Here is a 15,619-nt window from a genome sequence, read left to right on the forward strand (position 1 = left end):
TCTCCTGGATTACACGCGGCGCTTCTTCGGCGGACGGCACCCGTTGTGCGGGATTGGCGTCACGTCGGTGATGCTGGCGATCTTATAGCCACAGCCGTTCAAAGCACGGACAGCAGACTCACGACCTGGACCTGGACCTTTGACGTTAACGTCGAGGTTTTTCAGGCCATATTCCAGCGCAGCTTGACCAGCACGTTCAGCAGCTACTTGAGCAGCAAACGGGGTGGACTTGCGGGAACCGCGGAAACCCGAACCACCGGAGGTAGCCCAAGAAAGCGCGTTACCTTGACGGTCGGTGATGGTCACGATGGTGTTGTTAAAAGATGCATGGATGTGGGCGATGCCATCAACCACTGTCTTTTTAACTTTTTTACGAGGACGAGCAGCAGGTTTTGCCATGATAATTTTCCTGTCGATTCGCTGGGGCGATTACTTGCGGATCGGCTTACGCGGACCTTTACGGGTACGCGCGTTAGTCTTGGTACGCTGACCGCGTACTGGAAGACCACGACGATGACGCAGACCGCGATAGCAACCGAGGTCCATCAAACGCTTGATTTTCATGTTGATTTCGCGACGCAGGTCACCTTCAGTGGTGAACTTCGCCACTTCGCCACGCAGCAATTCAATCTGCTCGTCGCTCAGATCCTTGATCTTAGCGGCTGGGTTTACCCCAGCAACTGCGCAAATTTTCTGCGCAGTAGTGCGACCAACACCATAGATGTAGGTCAGCGAGATAACAGTGTGCTTGTTATCTGGAATGTTAACGCCTGCAATACGGGCCATTCAGTGGGACTCCAATTGACAGCTACCTACGCCCCGGAAGCCAAGAAATAGGGCGCGAGATAATATCGCTGTAATAACAAATAATCAACCCGGCAGCGCACTAGCTGCCGGGCTTCAAGCGGATCACACTCAGCCTTGGCGCTGTTTGTGACGCGGTTCCGCGCTGCAAATTACTCGAACAACACCTTCGCGGCGAATAATCTTGCAGTTACGGCACAGCTTTTTCACCGATGCACGAACTTTCATCACCAACTCCTCGAACCTTATGGGTACTCAGCGCAACATGCCGCTGCCGTAACCCTTCAGGTTGGCTTTCTTCATCAGGGATTCGTACTGGTGCGAAACGAGGTGCGATTGTACTTGGGACATGAAGTCCATCACAACCACGACCACGATCAGCAACGAGGTCCCGCCAAGGTAGAACGGAACGTTTGCTGCAACCACCAGGAACTGGGGCAACAAGCAGACGGCCGTCATATATAGAGCACCGAACAGGGTCAAACGAGTCAGAACGCCATCAATGTAGCGTGCAGACTGCTCACCTGGACGGATGCCCGGAATAAAGGCACCGGACTTCTTCAGGTTTTCCGCTACGTCTTTCGGATTGAACATCAACGCCGTATAGAAGAAGCAGAAGAAAATAATCCCTGCACTAAACAGCAGAATATTCAACGGCTGACCAGGAGCGATCGACTGAGAGAGGTCCTGCAGCCAGCCCATATTTTCAGACTGACCAAACCAGGTACCCAACGAAGCCGGAAACAGCAAGATGCTGCTCGCGAAAATTGCCGGAATAACACCGGCCATATTCACTTTCAGCGGCAAGTGGCTGGTCTGCGCAGCAAAAACCTTGCGGCCCTGCTGACGCTTGGCGTAGTGAACAGCAATACGACGCTGGCCACGCTCAATGAACACCACAAAACCGATAATCGCTACTGCCAGCAAACCGATGGCAACCAAGGCGAAAATGTTGATATCACCCTGACGTGCAGACTCGAAAGACTGCCCGATTGCTCTCGGAAGACCGGCGACGATACCTGCGAAAATCAACATCGAGATACCGTTGCCAACACCACGCTCAGTAATCTGCTCACCCAGCCACATCATGAACATCGCACCAGCCACAAACGTGGATACCGCGACGAAATGGAAGCCAAAGTCACCAGTGAACGCAACACCCTGCCCCGCCAGGCCAACGGACATGCCGATAGCTTGAACCAGGGCGAGGATGACAGTGCCGTAGCGGGTGTACTGGCTAATCTTGCGACGGCCAGCTTCACCTTCCTTCTTCAACTGCTCCAGCTGCGGGCTGACGGCTGTCATCAGTTGCATGATGATCGATGCCGAGATGTACGGCATGATCCCCAGTGCAAAAATGCTCATCCGTTCCAGCGCGCCGCCAGAAAACATGTTGAACAAGCTAAGAATGGTCCCCTCATTCTGTCGAAACAGGTCTGCGAGTCGGTCCGGATTGATACCTGGAACCGGGATGTGTGCGCCTATTCGGTAGACGATAATCGCCAGGAACAGAAAACGCAGACGAGCCCAAAGTTCAGACATACCGCCTTTGCCGAGCGCTGAGAGAGCACCTTGCTTAGCCATTTATTCCTCGAACTTGCCGCCAGCTGCTTCGATAGCCGAACGCGCACCTTTGGTGGCGCCGATTCCCTTGCCGATAGTGACAGCGCGAGTCACTTCACCGGACAGCATGATTTTCACACGCTGTACGTTGACGTTGATCACGTTGGCATCTTTCAGGGTCTGCACAGTAACGATGTCGCCTTCCACTTTAGCCAGCTCGGACAGACGCACTTCTGCGCGGTCCATGGCCTTCAGGGAAACGAAACCGAACTTAGGCAGGCGACGATGCAGCGGCTGTTGACCGCCTTCAAAGCCTGGAGCAATGGTGCCACCGGAGCGGGAGGTTTGACCTTTGTGGCCACGGCCACCAGTCTTACCCAAACCGCTACCGATACCACGGCCCGGACGATGCTTTTCGCGACGGGAACCCGGCGCTGGACTCAGATCATTGAGTTTCATCGATTAACCCTCGACACGCAGCATGTAGTAAGCCTTGTTGATCATCCCGCGATTCTCGGGAGTATCCTGGACTTCTACAGTGTGACCGATGCGACGCAGACCCAAACCCTTAACGCACAATTTGTGGTTAGGGATGCGGCCGGTCATGCTTTTGATCAGCGTTACTTTAACGGTAGCCATGATCAGAAGATCTCCTTGACGCTTTTGCCACGCTTGGCGGCAATGGATTCAGGAGATTGCATAGCTTTCAAACCTTTGAAAGTGGCGTGAACCACGTTTACCGGGTTAGTCGAGCCGTAGCACTTGGCCAGAACGTTCTGAACGCCAGCAACTTCGAGGACAGCACGCATAGCGCCGCCAGCGATGATACCGGTACCTTCAGAAGCAGGCTGCATGTACACCTTCGAAGCGCCATGAGCAGACTTCATTGCGTACTGCAGAGTGGTGCCGTTCAGGTCAACTTGAATCATGTTGCGACGAGCAGCTTCCATTGCCTTCTGGATCGCAGCAGGCACTTCACGTGACTTGCCACGGCCGAAGCCAACACGCCCTTTACCATCACCAACCACGGTCAACGCGGTGAAAGTGAAGATACGGCCGCCTTTAACGGTTTTGGCTACGCGGTTAACTTGAACCAGCTTCTCAATGTAGCCTTCGTCGCGCTTTTGGTCGTTATTTGACATAACTTAGAACTCCAGCCCAGCTTCACGAGCAGCATCAGCCAGCGCTTTAACGCGGCCGTGGTACTTGAAGCCAGAGCGGTCGAAAGCCACTTGCGAGACGCCAGCGGCCTTAGCACGCGTAGCGACCAGCTGGCCAACCTTTGTGGCCGCGTCGATGTTGCCAGTGGCACCATCACGCAGTTCTTTATCCAAAGTCGAGGCGCTGGCCAGGACTTTGTTGCCGTCGGCCGAGATGACCTGGGCGTAGATGTGCTGCGACGAGCGGAACACGCAGAGACGCACGACTTCTAGTTCGTGCATTTTCAGGCGTGCTTTGCGAGCGCGACGCAGTCGAGTAACTTTTTTGTCGGTCATTTGCTATGCCCTACTTCTTCTTGGCTTCTTTACGACGGACGACTTCGTCCGCGTAGCGCACACCTTTGCCTTTGTACGGCTCTGGTGGACGGAAGTCGCGGATCTCAGCGGCCACCTGACCTACCAGCTGCTTATCGATGCCCTTGATCAGGATATCGGTCTGGCTAGGAGTCTCAGCGGTGATGCCTTCCGGCAGTTCGTAATCCACTGGGTGCGAGAAGCCAAGGGCCAGGTTCAAAACCGAGCCTTTTGCTTGCGCTTTGTAACCAACACCGACCAGCTGGAGCTTACGCTCGAAGCCTTGGCTTACGCCTTGGACCATGTTGTTTACCAACGCACGCGTGGTACCGGCCATTGCGCGAGTTTGTTGATCGCCATTGCGAGCAGCGAAACGCAGCTCACCAGCTTCTTCAACGATCTCAACGGACGAATGGATGTTCAGTTCAAGAGTACCCTTGGCACCCTTCACCGAAAGCTGTTGGCCTGCGAATTTGACTTCGACACCGGCTGGCAGCTTAACGGGGTTCTTAGCGACGCGAGACATGCTTATCCCCCCTTAGAACACAGTGCAAAGAACTTCGCCGCCGACACCGGCAGCGCGCGCAGCACGATCCGTCATCACACCTTTGTTGGTGGAGACGATAGACACGCCAAGACCGCCACGAACTTTCGGCAGATCCTCAACGGACTTGTACTGACGCAGGCCTGGACGGCTAACGCGCTTCACTTCCTCGATGACCGGACGGCCTTCGAAGTACTTCAGCTCGATGGACAGCAGTGGCTTGATTTCGCTGCTGATCTGATAACCCGCAATGTAGCCTTCGTCTTTCAGGACTTTGGCAACAGCTACCTTCAACGTGGAAGATGGCATGCTTACGACGGACTTTTCAGCCATCTGGGCATTACGGATACGAGTTAGCATGTCCGCTAACGGGTCCTGCATACTCATGGGCTAGACGCTCCTAATACAAAAAAATTAGCCTTACGGCTACATATGTCGCTGAGTATCTCCGGGCATAGAAAACACGGGCTCAGGCGAGCCGGGTATTCTAGACACACTCCGGAAATGAAACAAGCCCCAAAAGGGGCTTGTTCCAGATTCAAGGTACCGGCGGTCAGCATCTTGCGATCCCGACCACCCGGACTTTGAAAGTACTTACCAGCTGGCTTTAACCAGACCAGGTACGTCGCCACGCATTGCCGCTTCACGCAGTTTGTTACGGCCGAGGCCGAACTTGCGGTAAACGCCGTGTGGACGACCAGTCAGGCGGCAGCGGTTACGCATGCGCGAGGCGCTTGCGTCACGTGGCTGCTTCTGCAGAGCAACTGTAGCTTCCCAACGCGCTTCTGGACTTGCGTTCAGATCAACGATGATTGCTTTCAGTGCTGCACGCTTCTTGGCGTACTTGGCAACCGTGAGCTGACGTTTCAGCTCGCGGTTTTTCATGCTCATCTTGGCCATGGTCCTACTCCAATCAGTTGCGGAACGGGAATTTGAAAGCACGCAACAGGGCGCGACCTTCATCATCGTTCTTGGCAGTGGTGGTCAGGGTGATGTCCAGACCGCGGAGAGCATCGATCTTGTCGTAGTCGATTTCCGGGAAAATGATCTGCTCTTTCACGCCCATGCTGTAGTTACCACGACCATCGAAGGACTTGGCATTCAGGCCGCGGAAGTCGCGAACCCGAGGCAGGGAGATCGACAGCAGACGATCCAGGAATTCGTACATACGCTCACGGCGCAGAGTCACTTTGACACCGATCGGCCAACCTTCACGGACTTTAAAGCCAGCGATGGATTTCCGAGCGTAAGTCACAACGACTTTTTGACCGGTGATCTTTTCCAGGTCAGCAACAGCGTGCTCGATGACTTTTTTGTCGCCGATCGCTTCGCCCAGACCCATGTTCAGGGTGATTTTGGTAACGCGCGGAACTTCCATCACGTTCCCGAGCTTAAGTTCTTCCTTAAGCTTGGGGGCGATTTCCTTCCGGTAAATCTCTTGTAGTCGTGCCATGGTCTTATCTACCTAGCAGTGTTCAAGCATCAACCGCTTTTTGGGTCGACTTGAAGACACGAATTTTCTTACCGTCTTCTACTTTGAAACCAACACGATCAGCCTTGTTGGTTTCGCCGTTGAAGATGGCGACGTTAGAAGCGTGCAATGGCGCTTCTTTCTCGACGATACCGCCCTGTACGCCCGACATCGGGTTAGGCTTGGTATGACGCTTGACCAGGTTCAGACCACCAACGACCAGACGGTCGTCAGCGAGAACCTTCAGCACCTTACCGCGCTTACCTTTGTCTTTGCCGGCGATCACGATGATCTCGTCGTCACGACGAATCTTTTGCATGTCGGATCTCCTTACAGCACTTCTGGGGCGAGCGAGACGATCTTCATGAACTTCTCAGTACGAAGTTCACGGGTCACTGGCCCAAAGATACGGGTGCCGATCGGCTCTTGCTTGTTGTTCAGAAGAACAGCAGCGTTGCCATCAAAGCGGATAATGGAGCCATCTGCACGACGTACGCCGTGACGAGTGCGGACTACAACAGCAGTCATCACTTGGCCTTTTTTCACTTTACCGCGAGGAATTGCTTCCTTAACGGTAACTTTGATGATGTCACCGATACCAGCGTAACGACGATGGGAGCCACCCAGCACCTTGATGCACATAACACGGCGAGCGCCGCTGTTATCGGCCACATCGAGCATGGATTGAGTCTGAATCATATAATTTCTCCGACCCCTAGTCCTTAGACTTCCACAGCGCGTTCGAGAACATCAACCAGTGCCCAAGACTTAGTCTTGGCCAGCGGACGAGTTTCACGAATAGTGACTTTGTCGCCGATGTGGCACTGATTGGTTTCGTCGTGCGCGTGCAGCTTAGTCGAACGCTTAACATATTTACCGTAGATCGGGTGCTTAACGCGACGCTCGATCAGAACGGTGATGGTTTTGTCCATCTTGTCGCTGACAACACGGCCAGTCAGCGTACGGACAGTCTTTTCGGCTTCAGCCATGATCACTTACCTGCCTGCTGGTTGAGCACAGTCTTCACGCGAGCAATGTCACGCTTAACTTGCGAGAGCAGATGAGACTGCCCCAACTGGCCAGTTGCTTTCTGCATACGCAGATTGAACTGGTCGCGCAGCAGGCCGAGCAGTTGCTCGTTCAGCTGCTGTGCGGATTTTTCACGAAGTTCATTCGCTTTCATCACATCACCGTCCGTTTAACAAAGGCGGTGGCGAGCGGCAGCTTTGCAGCAGCCAGGGCAAAAGCCTCACGCGCCAGCTCTTCAGTTACACCCTCGATTTCATACAGGACTTTGCCTGGCTGAATCTGGGCTACCCAGTATTCCACGTTACCCTTACCTTTACCCATCCGAACTTCGAGGGGCTTTTTGGAAATCGGCTTGTCCGGGAATACACGGATCCAGATCTTGCCGCCACGTTTTACGTGACGGGTCAGAGCACGACGCGCTGACTCGATCTGACGAGCGGTGAGACGACCACGAGCTACAGACTTCAGCGCGAATTCGCCGAAGCTGACTTTGCTACCGCGCTGAGCCAGACCACGGTTGTGGCCTGTCATCTGCTTGCGGAACTTCGTACGCTTTGGTTGCAACATTTGGCGTACCCCTTACTTAGCAGCTTTTTTACGAGGCGCTGGTGCTTGTGGTTTCAGTTCTTCTTGGCGACCACCAATTACTTCGCCTTTGAAGATCCAAACCTTTACACCGATCACACCGTAAGTGGTGTGAGCTTCGTAGTTGGCATAGTCGATGTCGGCACGCAGGGTGTGCAACGGCACACGACCTTCGCGATACCATTCAGTACGTGCGATTTCAGCACCGCCGAGACGACCGCTCACTTGGATTTTGATGCCTTTGGCACCAATGCGCATGGCGTTCTGTACAGCGCGCTTCATAGCGCGACGGAACATTACGCGACGCTCCAGCTGCTGAGCTACGCTCTGCGCAACCAGCATACCGTCGAGCTCCGGCTTGCGGATCTCTTCGATATTGATGTGCACAGGCACACCCATTTGCTTGGTCAGGTCCTGACGCAGTTTCTCAACATCTTCACCTTTCTTCCCGATAACGATACCTGGACGAGCGGTGTGGATGGTGATACGTGCAGTTTGCGCCGGACGATGGATATCGATACGGCTTACGGACGCGCTTTTTAGTTTGTCTTGGAGATACTCACGCACCTTCAGATCAGCGAACAAATAGTCCGCATAAGTCCGACCGTCTGCGTACCAGACGGAGGTGTGCTCCTTGACGATTCCCAGGCGAATGCCAATGGGATGTACTTTCTGACCCATCTCTTCGACTCCGTTACTTGTCAGCAACCTTGACAGTGATATGGCAAGACCGCTTGACGATGCGATCAGCACGGCCTTTGGCACGCGGCATGATACGCTTCAGCGAACGCCCTTCGTTGACGAAAACGGTGCTGACCTTCAGGTCATCAACGTCTGCGCCTTCGTTATGCTCGGCGTTGGCTACGGCCGACTCCAGCACTTTCTTCATGATCTCGGCGGCTTTCTTACTGCTGAAAGCCAACAGGTTGAGCGCTTCGCCCACCTTCTTCCCGCGGATCTGGTCGGCGACCAAGCGGGCTTTCTGGGCGGAGATTCGAGCGCCCGACAACTTAGCGGCTACTTCCATTTCCTTACCCCTTAACGCTTGGCTTTCTTGTCTGCCACGTGCCCACGATAAGTGCGGGTACCGGCAAACTCGCCTAGTTTGTGGCCGACCATGTCTTCGTTAACGAGAACTGGGACGTGCAGACGACCGTTGTGTACTGCGATGGTCAAACCGACCATTTGTGGCAGGATCATCGAACGACGCGACCAGGTCTTAACTGGTTTGCGATCGTTCTTTTCCGCCGCCACTTCGATCTTCTTCAGTAGGTGAAGATCAATAAAAGGACCTTTTTTCAGAGAACGTGGCACTGTCGTATCCCTCTATTTACTTGCGACGACGGACGATCATTTTGTCGGTACGCTTATTACCACGAGTCTTCGCGCCCTTAGTCGGGAAGCCCCATGGCGATACCGGATGACGACCACCAGAGGTACGACCTTCACCACCACCGTGTGGGTGGTCAACCGGGTTCATGGCAACACCACGAACGGTTGGGCGAACGCCACGCCAGCGTTTGGCACCAGCTTTACCCAGCGAACGCAGGCTGTGCTCGGAGTTCGAGACTTCACCCAGGGTCGCGCGGCATTCAGCCAGCACTTTACGCATCTCACCAGAACGCAGACGCAGGGTCACGTAGACACCTTCACGAGCGATCAGCTGAGCCGAAGCACCAGCGGAACGAGCGATTTGCGCGCCTTTACCTGGCTTCAATTCGATGCCGTGTACGGTGCTACCAACTGGAATGTTGCGCAGTTGCAGAGCGTTGCCCGGCTTGATCGGTGCCAAGGCACCTGCGATCAGCTGGTCGCCAGCGCTCACGCCTTTAGGGGCGATGATGTAGCGACGCTCGCCATCTGCGTACAGCAGCAGAGCGATGTGAGCAGTACGGTTTGGATCGTATTCGATACGCTCGACAGTGGCAGCGATGCCATCTTTGTCGTTGCGACGGAAGTCGACCAGACGATAATGCTGCTTATGGCCACCACCGATGTGACGAGTGGTAATACGACCATTGTTGTTACGACCACCAGTCTTCGATTTCTTCTCGAGCAGCGGTGCGTGAGGAGCGCCTTTATGCAGCTCCTGGTTGACCACCTTGACCACAAAACGGCGGCCAGGGGAAGTCGGTTTGCATTTAACGATTGCCATGATGCACCCCTTCCTTACTCAGCACTGCTGCTGAAATCGAGATCTTGGCCTGGTTGAAGGGAGATAACTGCCTTCTTCCAGTCATTACGCTTGCCCAGACCGCGAGCAGTGCGCTTGCTCTTACCCAGAACATTCAGGGTAGTAACACGCTCTACTTTCACGCTGAACAGGCTTTCGACGGCCTTCTTGATTTCCAGCTTGGTTGCGTCAGTCGCAACCTTGAAAACGAACTGGCCTTTCTTGTCAGCCAGAACCGTAGCCTTTTCGGAAACGTGCGGGCCAAGCAGAACTTTAAATACGCGTTCCTGGTTCATCCCAGCAGCTCCTCGAATTTCTTCACGGCCGACACGGTGATCAACACCTTGTCGTATGCGATCAGACTAACTGGATCGGAACCTTGCACGTCACGTACATCAACGTGTGGCAGGTTGCGAGCAGCCAGGTACAGGTTCTGATCAACAGCTTCAGACACGATCAAGACGTCAGTCAGGCCCATGCCGTTCAGCTTGTTCAGCAGATCTTTGGTTTTCGGCGCTTCAACAGCGAAGTCCTGAACCACGACCAGACGATCAGTACGCACGAGTTCAGCAAGGATGGAGCGCAGTGCTGCGCGATACATCTTCTTGTTGAGCTTCTGAGTGTGATCCTGCGGACGAGCTGCGAAAGTGGTACCGCCGCCACGCCAGATTGGGCTACGGATAGTACCGGCACGAGCACGGCCAGTACCTTTCTGACGCCAAGGGCGCTTACCGCCACCACGAACGTCGGAACGGGTCTTTTGCTGCTTGCTACCTTGACGGCCGCCGGCCATGTAGGCCACGACTGCTTGGTGAACCAGCGTCTCGTTGAATTCGCCGCCAAATGTCAGTTCGGAAACTTCGATCGCTTGAGCGTCATTTACATTTAATTGCATGTCAGCTTCCCCTTAACCGCGAGCCTTGGCCGCTGGACGTACAACCAGGTTGCCGCCAGTAGCGCCAGGAACAGCACCCTTGACCAACAACAGATTGCGTTCAGCGTCGACGCGCACTACTTCGAGGGACTGCACGGTCACGCGCTCAGCGCCCATATGACCGGACATTTTTTTGCCCTTGAATACACGACCAGGAGTCTGGCACTGGCCAATAGAGCCCGGGACGCGGTGGGAAACGGAGTTACCGTGAGTGTTGTCTTGGCCACGGAAATTCCAACGCTTGATCGTACCCTGGAAGCCTTTACCCTTGGACTGACCGGTTACATCAACCAGTTGACCAGCGGCGAAGATTTCAGCGTTGATCAGATCGCCTGCCTGGTAGTCGCCTTCTTCAAGACGGAACTCCATAACAGTACGACCAGCTGCAACGTTTGCTTTAGCGAAGTGACCTGCTTGAGCAGCAGTCACGCGCGAAGCACGACGCTCGCCGACAGTGACTTGCACTGCACGATAGCCATCGGTTTCTTCAGTTTTGAACTGGGTGACGCGATTCGGCTCGATCTCAATGACCGTGACCGGAATGGAGACACCTTCTTCGGTGAAAATACGGGTCATACCGCATTTACGACCGACTACACCAATAGTCATGTTGTAAACCTCATGAGTGTACGGGGCTTTCACCCGCTATGGCCGCCCATTTCAGAGCGTTACACGACTAAGACCCAAGTCTTAGCCGAGGCTGATCTGTACTTCCACACCGGCCGCCAGATCAAGCTTCATAAGTGCATCAACGGTTTTATCCGTTGGCTGGACGATGTCCAGTACGCGCTTATGAGTACGGATCTCGTACTGGTCACGCGCGTCTTTGTTGACGTGCGGGGAGACCAGAACGGTGAACCGCTCTTTACGGGTAGGCAGTGGAATTGGACCACGCACTTGTGCACCAGTACGTTTCGCGGTTTCCACGATTTCCTGGGTGGATTGGTCGATCAGGCGATGGTCAAAAGCCTTCAACCTGATACGGATTTGCTGATTTTGCATTGGATTTCAGACTCCGGCTGCTATTCCCACCGGGCGCAATACGCCCGTTAAAAGGAGGCGCAATTCTATAGACGCCCCCAGTAGGTGTCAACCCAATAAAAAAGCCCCCGCTGAGCGGGGGCTTTCTCAAAGCATCGGAGCTAACTCAAAAAGAGCTTACTCGATGATTTTAGCTACAACGCCAGCACCAACGGTACGGCCGCCTTCACGAATAGCGAAGCGCAGACCGTCTTCCATTGCGATGGTTTTGATCAGGGTGACAACCATTTTGATGTTGTCGCCTGGCATTACCATTTCAACGCCTTCCGGCAGTTCGCAGTTACCAGTCACGTCAGTAGTACGGAAGTAGAACTGTGGACGGTAGCCCTTGAAGAACGGAGTGTGACGACCGCCTTCTTCTTTGCTCAGCACGTACACTTCAGCTTCGAACTTGGTGTGCGGCTTAACCGAACCTGGCTTAACCAAAACCTGGCCACGCTCAACGTCGTCACGCTTGGTACCACGCAGCAGAACGCCGCAGTTCTCGCCTGCACGACCTTCGTCGAGCAGTTTACGGAACATTTCAACACCGGTGCAGGTGGTGACGGTAGTGTCACGCAGACCAACGATTTCCAGTGGATCTTGAACCTTAACGATACCGCGCTCGATACGACCGGTAACAACAGTACCACGACCAGAGATCGAGAATACGTCTTCGATCGGCATCAGGAATGGCTTGTCGATAACGCGAACTGGATCTGGGATGTAGCTGTCCAGAGTCTCAACCAGTTTCTTAACGGACGTGGTGCCCATTTCGTTGTCGTCTTTGCCTTCCAGAGCCATACGAGCAGAACCGATGATGATCGGAGTGTCGTCGCCTGGGAAGTCGTAAGTGCTCAGCAGATCGCGCACTTCCATCTCAACCAGTTCCAGCAGCTCAGCGTCGTCTACCAGGTCAGCCTTGTTCAGGTAAACCACGATGTACGGAACGCCAACCTGACGGGACAGCAGGATGTGCTCACGGGTTTGTGGCATCGGACCATCAGCGGCCGAGCAAACCAGGATAGCGCCGTCCATCTGGGCAGCACCGGTGATCATGTTCTTCACATAGTCAGCGTGACCTGGGCAGTCAACGTGAGCGTAGTGACGGATCGAAGAGTTGTACTCAACGTGCGCGGTGTTGATGGTGATACCACGAGCTTTTTCTTCTGGTGCGCTGTCGATTTTATCGAAATCAACGATTGCGGAACCGAATACTTCGGAGCAAACGCGAGTCAGAGCAGCAGTCAGAGTGGTTTTACCGTGGTCAACGTGACCGATGGTGCCAACGTTGACGTGCGGTAGGGAACGATCAAATTTTTCTTTAGCCACGACAATTAACTCCTTGCCTAAAGGACTGAATCAGCCTTGTTTTTTGGATACAGTTTCAGCGATGTGCGCCGGAGCTGTGTTGTATTTTTTGAATTCCATAGAGTAGCTTGCGCGACCCTGGGACATGGAGCGAACGTCGGTCGCATAACCGAACATCTCACCCAACGGAACCTCGGCGCGAATCACTTTGCCGGAAACCGTGTCTTCCATACCCAAGATCATGCCGCGACGACGGTTAAGGTCGCCCATGACATCACCCATATAGTCTTCAGGTGTAACAACTTCTACCGCCATGATTGGCTCAAGCAACTCACCACCGCCCTTCTGGGCCAGTTGCTTGGTTGCCATGGAAGCAGCCACCTTAAACGCCATCTCGTTGGAGTCGACGTCGTGGTAAGAACCGTCAAAAACGGTTGCTTTCAGGCCGATCAGCGGATAGCCGGCAACAACACCGTTCTTCATCTGCTCTTCGATACCCTTCTGGATAGCCGGGATGTATTCCTTAGGAACAACACCACCGACTACTTCGTTCACGAATTGCAGACCTTCTTGACCTTCGTCAGCAGGAGCAAAACGGATCCAGCAGTGACCGAACTGACCACGACCGCCGGATTGACGAACGAACTTGCCTTCGATTTCACAGTTCTTCGTGATGCGCTCACGATAGGAAACCTGAGGCTTACCGATGTTGGCTTCGACGTTGAACTCACGGCGCATCCGGTCAACCAGGATGTCCAGGTGCAACTCGCCCATGCCGGAGATGATCGTTTGACCAGTCTCTTCATCAGTCTTGACGCGGAAAGATGGATCTTCCTGAGCAAGCTTGCCCAGAGCGATACCCATTTTTTCCTGGTCATCCTTGGTCTTAGGCTCTACGGCAACCGAAATAACCGGCTCCGGGAAGTCCATGCGAACCAGGATGATTGGCTTAGCAGCGTCGCACAAAGTCTCACCAGTGGTGACGTCCTTCATGCCGATCAAGGCCGCGATGTCACCAGCGCGCACTTCCTTGATCTCTTCACGGGCGTTTGCGTGCATTTGCACCATACGACCCACGCGCTCTTTCTTACCCTTAACCGAGTTGATCACGCCGTCGCCGGAGGCCAACACGCCCGAGTAAACGCGGACGAAGGTCAAGGTACCCACGAATGGGTCGGTAGCGATCTTGAACGCCAGGGCCGAGAAAGGCTCGCTGTCGTCTGCGTGACGCTCCATCTCTTCTTCCTCGTTATCAGGGTTAGTACCCTTGATAGCAGGAATGTCGGTTGGAGCTGGCAGGTAGTCGATCACAGCATCGAGAACCAGGGGGACACCCTTGTTCTTGAACGAGGAACCGCAAACAGCCAAGACGATCTCGCCAGCAATAGTACGCTGACGCAGAGCAGCCTTGATTTCCACGTTGGTGAGTTCTTCACCTTCGAGGTACTTGTTCATCAGTTCTTCGCTGGCTTCGGCCGCAGCCTCCACCATGTTATTGCGCCACTCGTCAGCCAGTTCCTGCAGTTCTGCAGGGATAGGCTTGCGAACAGGGACCATACCTTTATCAGCGTCGTTCCAGTAGACAGCTTCCATGGCGATCAGATCGATCTGACCCTGGAAGTTATCTTCGGAACCGATAGCCAATTGGATAGGCACCGGAGTGTGACCCAGACGCTGCTTGATCTGACCGATCACGCGCAGGAAGTTAGCACCAGCACGGTCCATCTTGTTTACATAAACAAGACGTGGAACGCCGTACTTGTTGGCTTGACGCCATACGGTTTCCGACTGAGGCTCAACACCCGAGGTACCGCAAAACACAACGACAGCGCCGTCGAGTACGCGCAGGGAACGCTCAACTTCAATAGTGAAGTCTACGTGGCCTGGGGTATCGATAACGTTGAAGCGGTGCTCGTCCTTGTACTGCTTCTCGGAACCTTTCCAGAAGGCGGTAATAGCAGCAGAAGTAATGGTAATACCACGCTCCTGCTCCTGAACCATCCAGTCTGTGGTCGCGGCGCCGTCATGCACCTCGCCCATCTTGTGACTTTTGCCAGTGTAAAAAAGGACGCGCTCGGTGGTGGTGGTTTTACCAGCATCCACGTGAGCAACGATACCAATGTTACGGTAGCGATTAATCGGTGTAGTACGAGCCATAAAGCCCTCGCAAAATTAGTGACGCTGGATTTAGAAGCGGTAGTGCGAGAAAGCTTTGTTAGCTTCAGCCATACGGTGCACGTCTTCACGCTTCTTAACTGCAGCGCCTTTGCCTTCAGCAGCGTCCAACAGTTCGCCAGCCAAACGCAGAGCCATAGACTTCTCGCCGCGCTTACGGGCGAAGTCTACCAACCAGCGCATTGCCAGAGCATTACGACGGGACGGACGAACTTCAACCGGAACCTGGTAAGTAGCACCGCCTACACGGCGCGACTTCACTTCGACCAGCGGAGCGATGGCGTCGAGAGCTTTCTCGAAGATTTCCAGGGGGTCGCTGTTCTTGCGTTCTTTAACCTTTTCCAGCGCGCCATAAACGATACGCTCGGCAACGGCTTTCTTGCCGCTTTCCATCACGTGGTTCATGAACTTGGCCAGGATCTGGCTTCCGTATTTTGGATCGTCAAGCACTTCGCGCTTGGCTGCTACGCGTCTTCTTGGCATGGATAAGCCCTCA

The 15,619-nt window shown here is 54.2% G+C and carries 28 protein-coding genes; all 28 read right to left on the bottom strand.

Features of this window, described 5'->3' with window-relative positions; all coding sequences use genetic code 11:
- Nucleotides 1-9 precede the first annotated feature (9 nt).
- On the bottom strand, nt 10-399 hold the full coding sequence (rpsK, locus tag ACODSV_RS21260; RefSeq protein WP_002555466.1) for a 30S ribosomal protein S11: 390 nt from the start codon (nt 397-399) through the stop codon (nt 10-12).
- A 30-nt stretch (nt 400-429) separates the two neighbouring features.
- Complete coding sequence (gene rpsM, locus ACODSV_RS21265; RefSeq protein WP_024077676.1) at nt 430-786, bottom strand: 30S ribosomal protein S13; 357 nt, start codon at nt 784-786, stop codon at nt 430-432.
- A gap of 129 nt (nt 787-915) precedes the next feature.
- Nucleotides 916-1,032, bottom strand: a complete 117-nt coding sequence (gene rpmJ, locus ACODSV_RS21270) for a 50S ribosomal protein L36 (protein ID WP_002555468.1) — start codon at nt 1,030-1,032, stop codon at nt 916-918.
- A gap of 27 nt (nt 1,033-1,059) precedes the next feature.
- Nucleotides 1,060-2,388, bottom strand: a complete 1,329-nt coding sequence (secY, locus tag ACODSV_RS21275) for a preprotein translocase subunit SecY (RefSeq protein ID WP_003176406.1) — start codon at nt 2,386-2,388, stop codon at nt 1,060-1,062.
- Complete coding sequence (rplO, locus tag ACODSV_RS21280; protein WP_003176407.1) at nt 2,389-2,826, bottom strand: 50S ribosomal protein L15; 438 nt, start codon at nt 2,824-2,826, stop codon at nt 2,389-2,391.
- Between the two features lie 3 nt (nt 2,827-2,829).
- Complete coding sequence (gene rpmD, locus ACODSV_RS21285) at nt 2,830-3,006, bottom strand: 50S ribosomal protein L30 (RefSeq protein WP_003176408.1); 177 nt, start codon at nt 3,004-3,006, stop codon at nt 2,830-2,832.
- Nucleotides 3,007-3,008: 2 nt separating this feature from the next.
- Complete coding sequence (gene rpsE, locus ACODSV_RS21290) at nt 3,009-3,509, bottom strand: 30S ribosomal protein S5 (protein WP_003186035.1); 501 nt, start codon at nt 3,507-3,509, stop codon at nt 3,009-3,011.
- 3 nt (nt 3,510-3,512) lie between these two features.
- Complete coding sequence (gene rplR, locus ACODSV_RS21295) at nt 3,513-3,863, bottom strand: 50S ribosomal protein L18 (RefSeq protein ID WP_003186037.1); 351 nt, start codon at nt 3,861-3,863, stop codon at nt 3,513-3,515.
- 10 nt (nt 3,864-3,873) lie between these two features.
- The gene (gene rplF, locus ACODSV_RS21300) at nt 3,874-4,407 is read right to left on the bottom strand and encodes a 50S ribosomal protein L6 (protein WP_024077677.1); all 534 of its coding nucleotides are present in this window, start codon (nt 4,405-4,407) and stop codon (nt 3,874-3,876) included.
- Between the two features lie 12 nt (nt 4,408-4,419).
- On the bottom strand, nt 4,420-4,812 hold the full coding sequence (rpsH, locus tag ACODSV_RS21305) for a 30S ribosomal protein S8 (RefSeq protein WP_017848802.1): 393 nt from the start codon (nt 4,810-4,812) through the stop codon (nt 4,420-4,422).
- Nucleotides 4,813-5,019: 207 nt separating this feature from the next.
- A complete protein-coding gene (gene rpsN / locus ACODSV_RS21310) occupies nt 5,020-5,325 on the bottom strand; it encodes a 30S ribosomal protein S14 (RefSeq protein ID WP_003176414.1) in 306 nt (101 codons plus the stop codon).
- 13 nt (nt 5,326-5,338) lie between these two features.
- Complete coding sequence (gene rplE, locus ACODSV_RS21315) at nt 5,339-5,878, bottom strand: 50S ribosomal protein L5 (protein WP_003194642.1); 540 nt, start codon at nt 5,876-5,878, stop codon at nt 5,339-5,341.
- A gap of 22 nt (nt 5,879-5,900) precedes the next feature.
- Complete coding sequence (gene rplX / locus ACODSV_RS21320; RefSeq protein WP_007896770.1) at nt 5,901-6,215, bottom strand: 50S ribosomal protein L24; 315 nt, start codon at nt 6,213-6,215, stop codon at nt 5,901-5,903.
- A gap of 11 nt (nt 6,216-6,226) precedes the next feature.
- Nucleotides 6,227-6,595: a 50S ribosomal protein L14 gene (gene rplN, locus ACODSV_RS21325; protein WP_002555479.1), complete on the bottom strand. Its 369-nt coding sequence runs from the start codon at nt 6,593-6,595 to the stop codon at nt 6,227-6,229.
- A 23-nt stretch (nt 6,596-6,618) separates the two neighbouring features.
- Nucleotides 6,619-6,885 (bottom strand): 30S ribosomal protein S17, encoded by a 267-nt coding sequence (gene rpsQ / locus ACODSV_RS21330; protein WP_003176419.1) that lies wholly within the window; start codon nt 6,883-6,885, stop codon nt 6,619-6,621.
- Between the two features lie 2 nt (nt 6,886-6,887).
- The gene (gene rpmC, locus ACODSV_RS21335) at nt 6,888-7,079 is read right to left on the bottom strand and encodes a 50S ribosomal protein L29 (protein WP_002555481.1); all 192 of its coding nucleotides are present in this window, start codon (nt 7,077-7,079) and stop codon (nt 6,888-6,890) included.
- Nucleotides 7,079-7,492, bottom strand: a complete 414-nt coding sequence (gene rplP / locus ACODSV_RS21340; RefSeq protein ID WP_003232424.1) for a 50S ribosomal protein L16 — start codon at nt 7,490-7,492, stop codon at nt 7,079-7,081. The genes rpmC and rplP overlap by 1 nt, the downstream gene beginning before the upstream one ends.
- A gap of 12 nt (nt 7,493-7,504) precedes the next feature.
- Nucleotides 7,505-8,191, bottom strand: a complete 687-nt coding sequence (gene rpsC, locus ACODSV_RS21345; protein WP_003176422.1) for a 30S ribosomal protein S3 — start codon at nt 8,189-8,191, stop codon at nt 7,505-7,507.
- A 13-nt stretch (nt 8,192-8,204) separates the two neighbouring features.
- Nucleotides 8,205-8,537: a 50S ribosomal protein L22 gene (rplV, locus tag ACODSV_RS21350; protein WP_003103908.1), complete on the bottom strand. Its 333-nt coding sequence runs from the start codon at nt 8,535-8,537 to the stop codon at nt 8,205-8,207.
- A gap of 11 nt (nt 8,538-8,548) precedes the next feature.
- Nucleotides 8,549-8,824 carry a 30S ribosomal protein S19 gene (gene rpsS / locus ACODSV_RS21355; RefSeq protein WP_003232420.1) on the bottom strand — a complete coding sequence of 92 codons (276 nt, stop codon included), beginning with the start codon at nt 8,822-8,824 and terminating at the stop codon, nt 8,549-8,551.
- A gap of 16 nt (nt 8,825-8,840) precedes the next feature.
- A complete protein-coding gene (rplB, locus tag ACODSV_RS21360) occupies nt 8,841-9,665 on the bottom strand; it encodes a 50S ribosomal protein L2 (RefSeq protein WP_003210080.1) in 825 nt (274 codons plus the stop codon).
- Nucleotides 9,666-9,679: 14 nt separating this feature from the next.
- Complete coding sequence (gene rplW / locus ACODSV_RS21365) at nt 9,680-9,979, bottom strand: 50S ribosomal protein L23 (RefSeq protein WP_002555488.1); 300 nt, start codon at nt 9,977-9,979, stop codon at nt 9,680-9,682.
- Nucleotides 9,976-10,578 carry a 50S ribosomal protein L4 gene (gene rplD, locus ACODSV_RS21370; RefSeq protein WP_003210082.1) on the bottom strand — a complete coding sequence of 201 codons (603 nt, stop codon included), beginning with the start codon at nt 10,576-10,578 and terminating at the stop codon, nt 9,976-9,978. Before rplD ends, rplW begins: the two co-directional genes overlap by 4 nt.
- Before the next feature lie 12 nt (nt 10,579-10,590).
- On the bottom strand, nt 10,591-11,226 hold the full coding sequence (gene rplC / locus ACODSV_RS21375) for a 50S ribosomal protein L3 (RefSeq protein WP_007253310.1): 636 nt from the start codon (nt 11,224-11,226) through the stop codon (nt 10,591-10,593).
- An 81-nt stretch (nt 11,227-11,307) separates the two neighbouring features.
- The gene (gene rpsJ, locus ACODSV_RS21380) at nt 11,308-11,619 is read right to left on the bottom strand and encodes a 30S ribosomal protein S10 (protein ID WP_003186070.1); all 312 of its coding nucleotides are present in this window, start codon (nt 11,617-11,619) and stop codon (nt 11,308-11,310) included.
- A 156-nt stretch (nt 11,620-11,775) separates the two neighbouring features.
- Nucleotides 11,776-12,969 (bottom strand): elongation factor Tu, encoded by a 1,194-nt coding sequence (tuf, locus tag ACODSV_RS21385; protein WP_010566854.1) that lies wholly within the window; start codon nt 12,967-12,969, stop codon nt 11,776-11,778.
- 30 nt (nt 12,970-12,999) lie between these two features.
- The gene (gene fusA, locus ACODSV_RS21390) at nt 13,000-15,105 is read right to left on the bottom strand and encodes an elongation factor G (protein WP_024077678.1); all 2,106 of its coding nucleotides are present in this window, start codon (nt 15,103-15,105) and stop codon (nt 13,000-13,002) included.
- A 30-nt stretch (nt 15,106-15,135) separates the two neighbouring features.
- On the bottom strand, nt 15,136-15,606 hold the full coding sequence (gene rpsG / locus ACODSV_RS21395; RefSeq protein WP_002555493.1) for a 30S ribosomal protein S7: 471 nt from the start codon (nt 15,604-15,606) through the stop codon (nt 15,136-15,138).
- Nucleotides 15,607-15,619: the final 13 nt, after the last annotated feature.

It is taken from the genome of Pseudomonas sp. FG86, assembly GCF_057808775.1.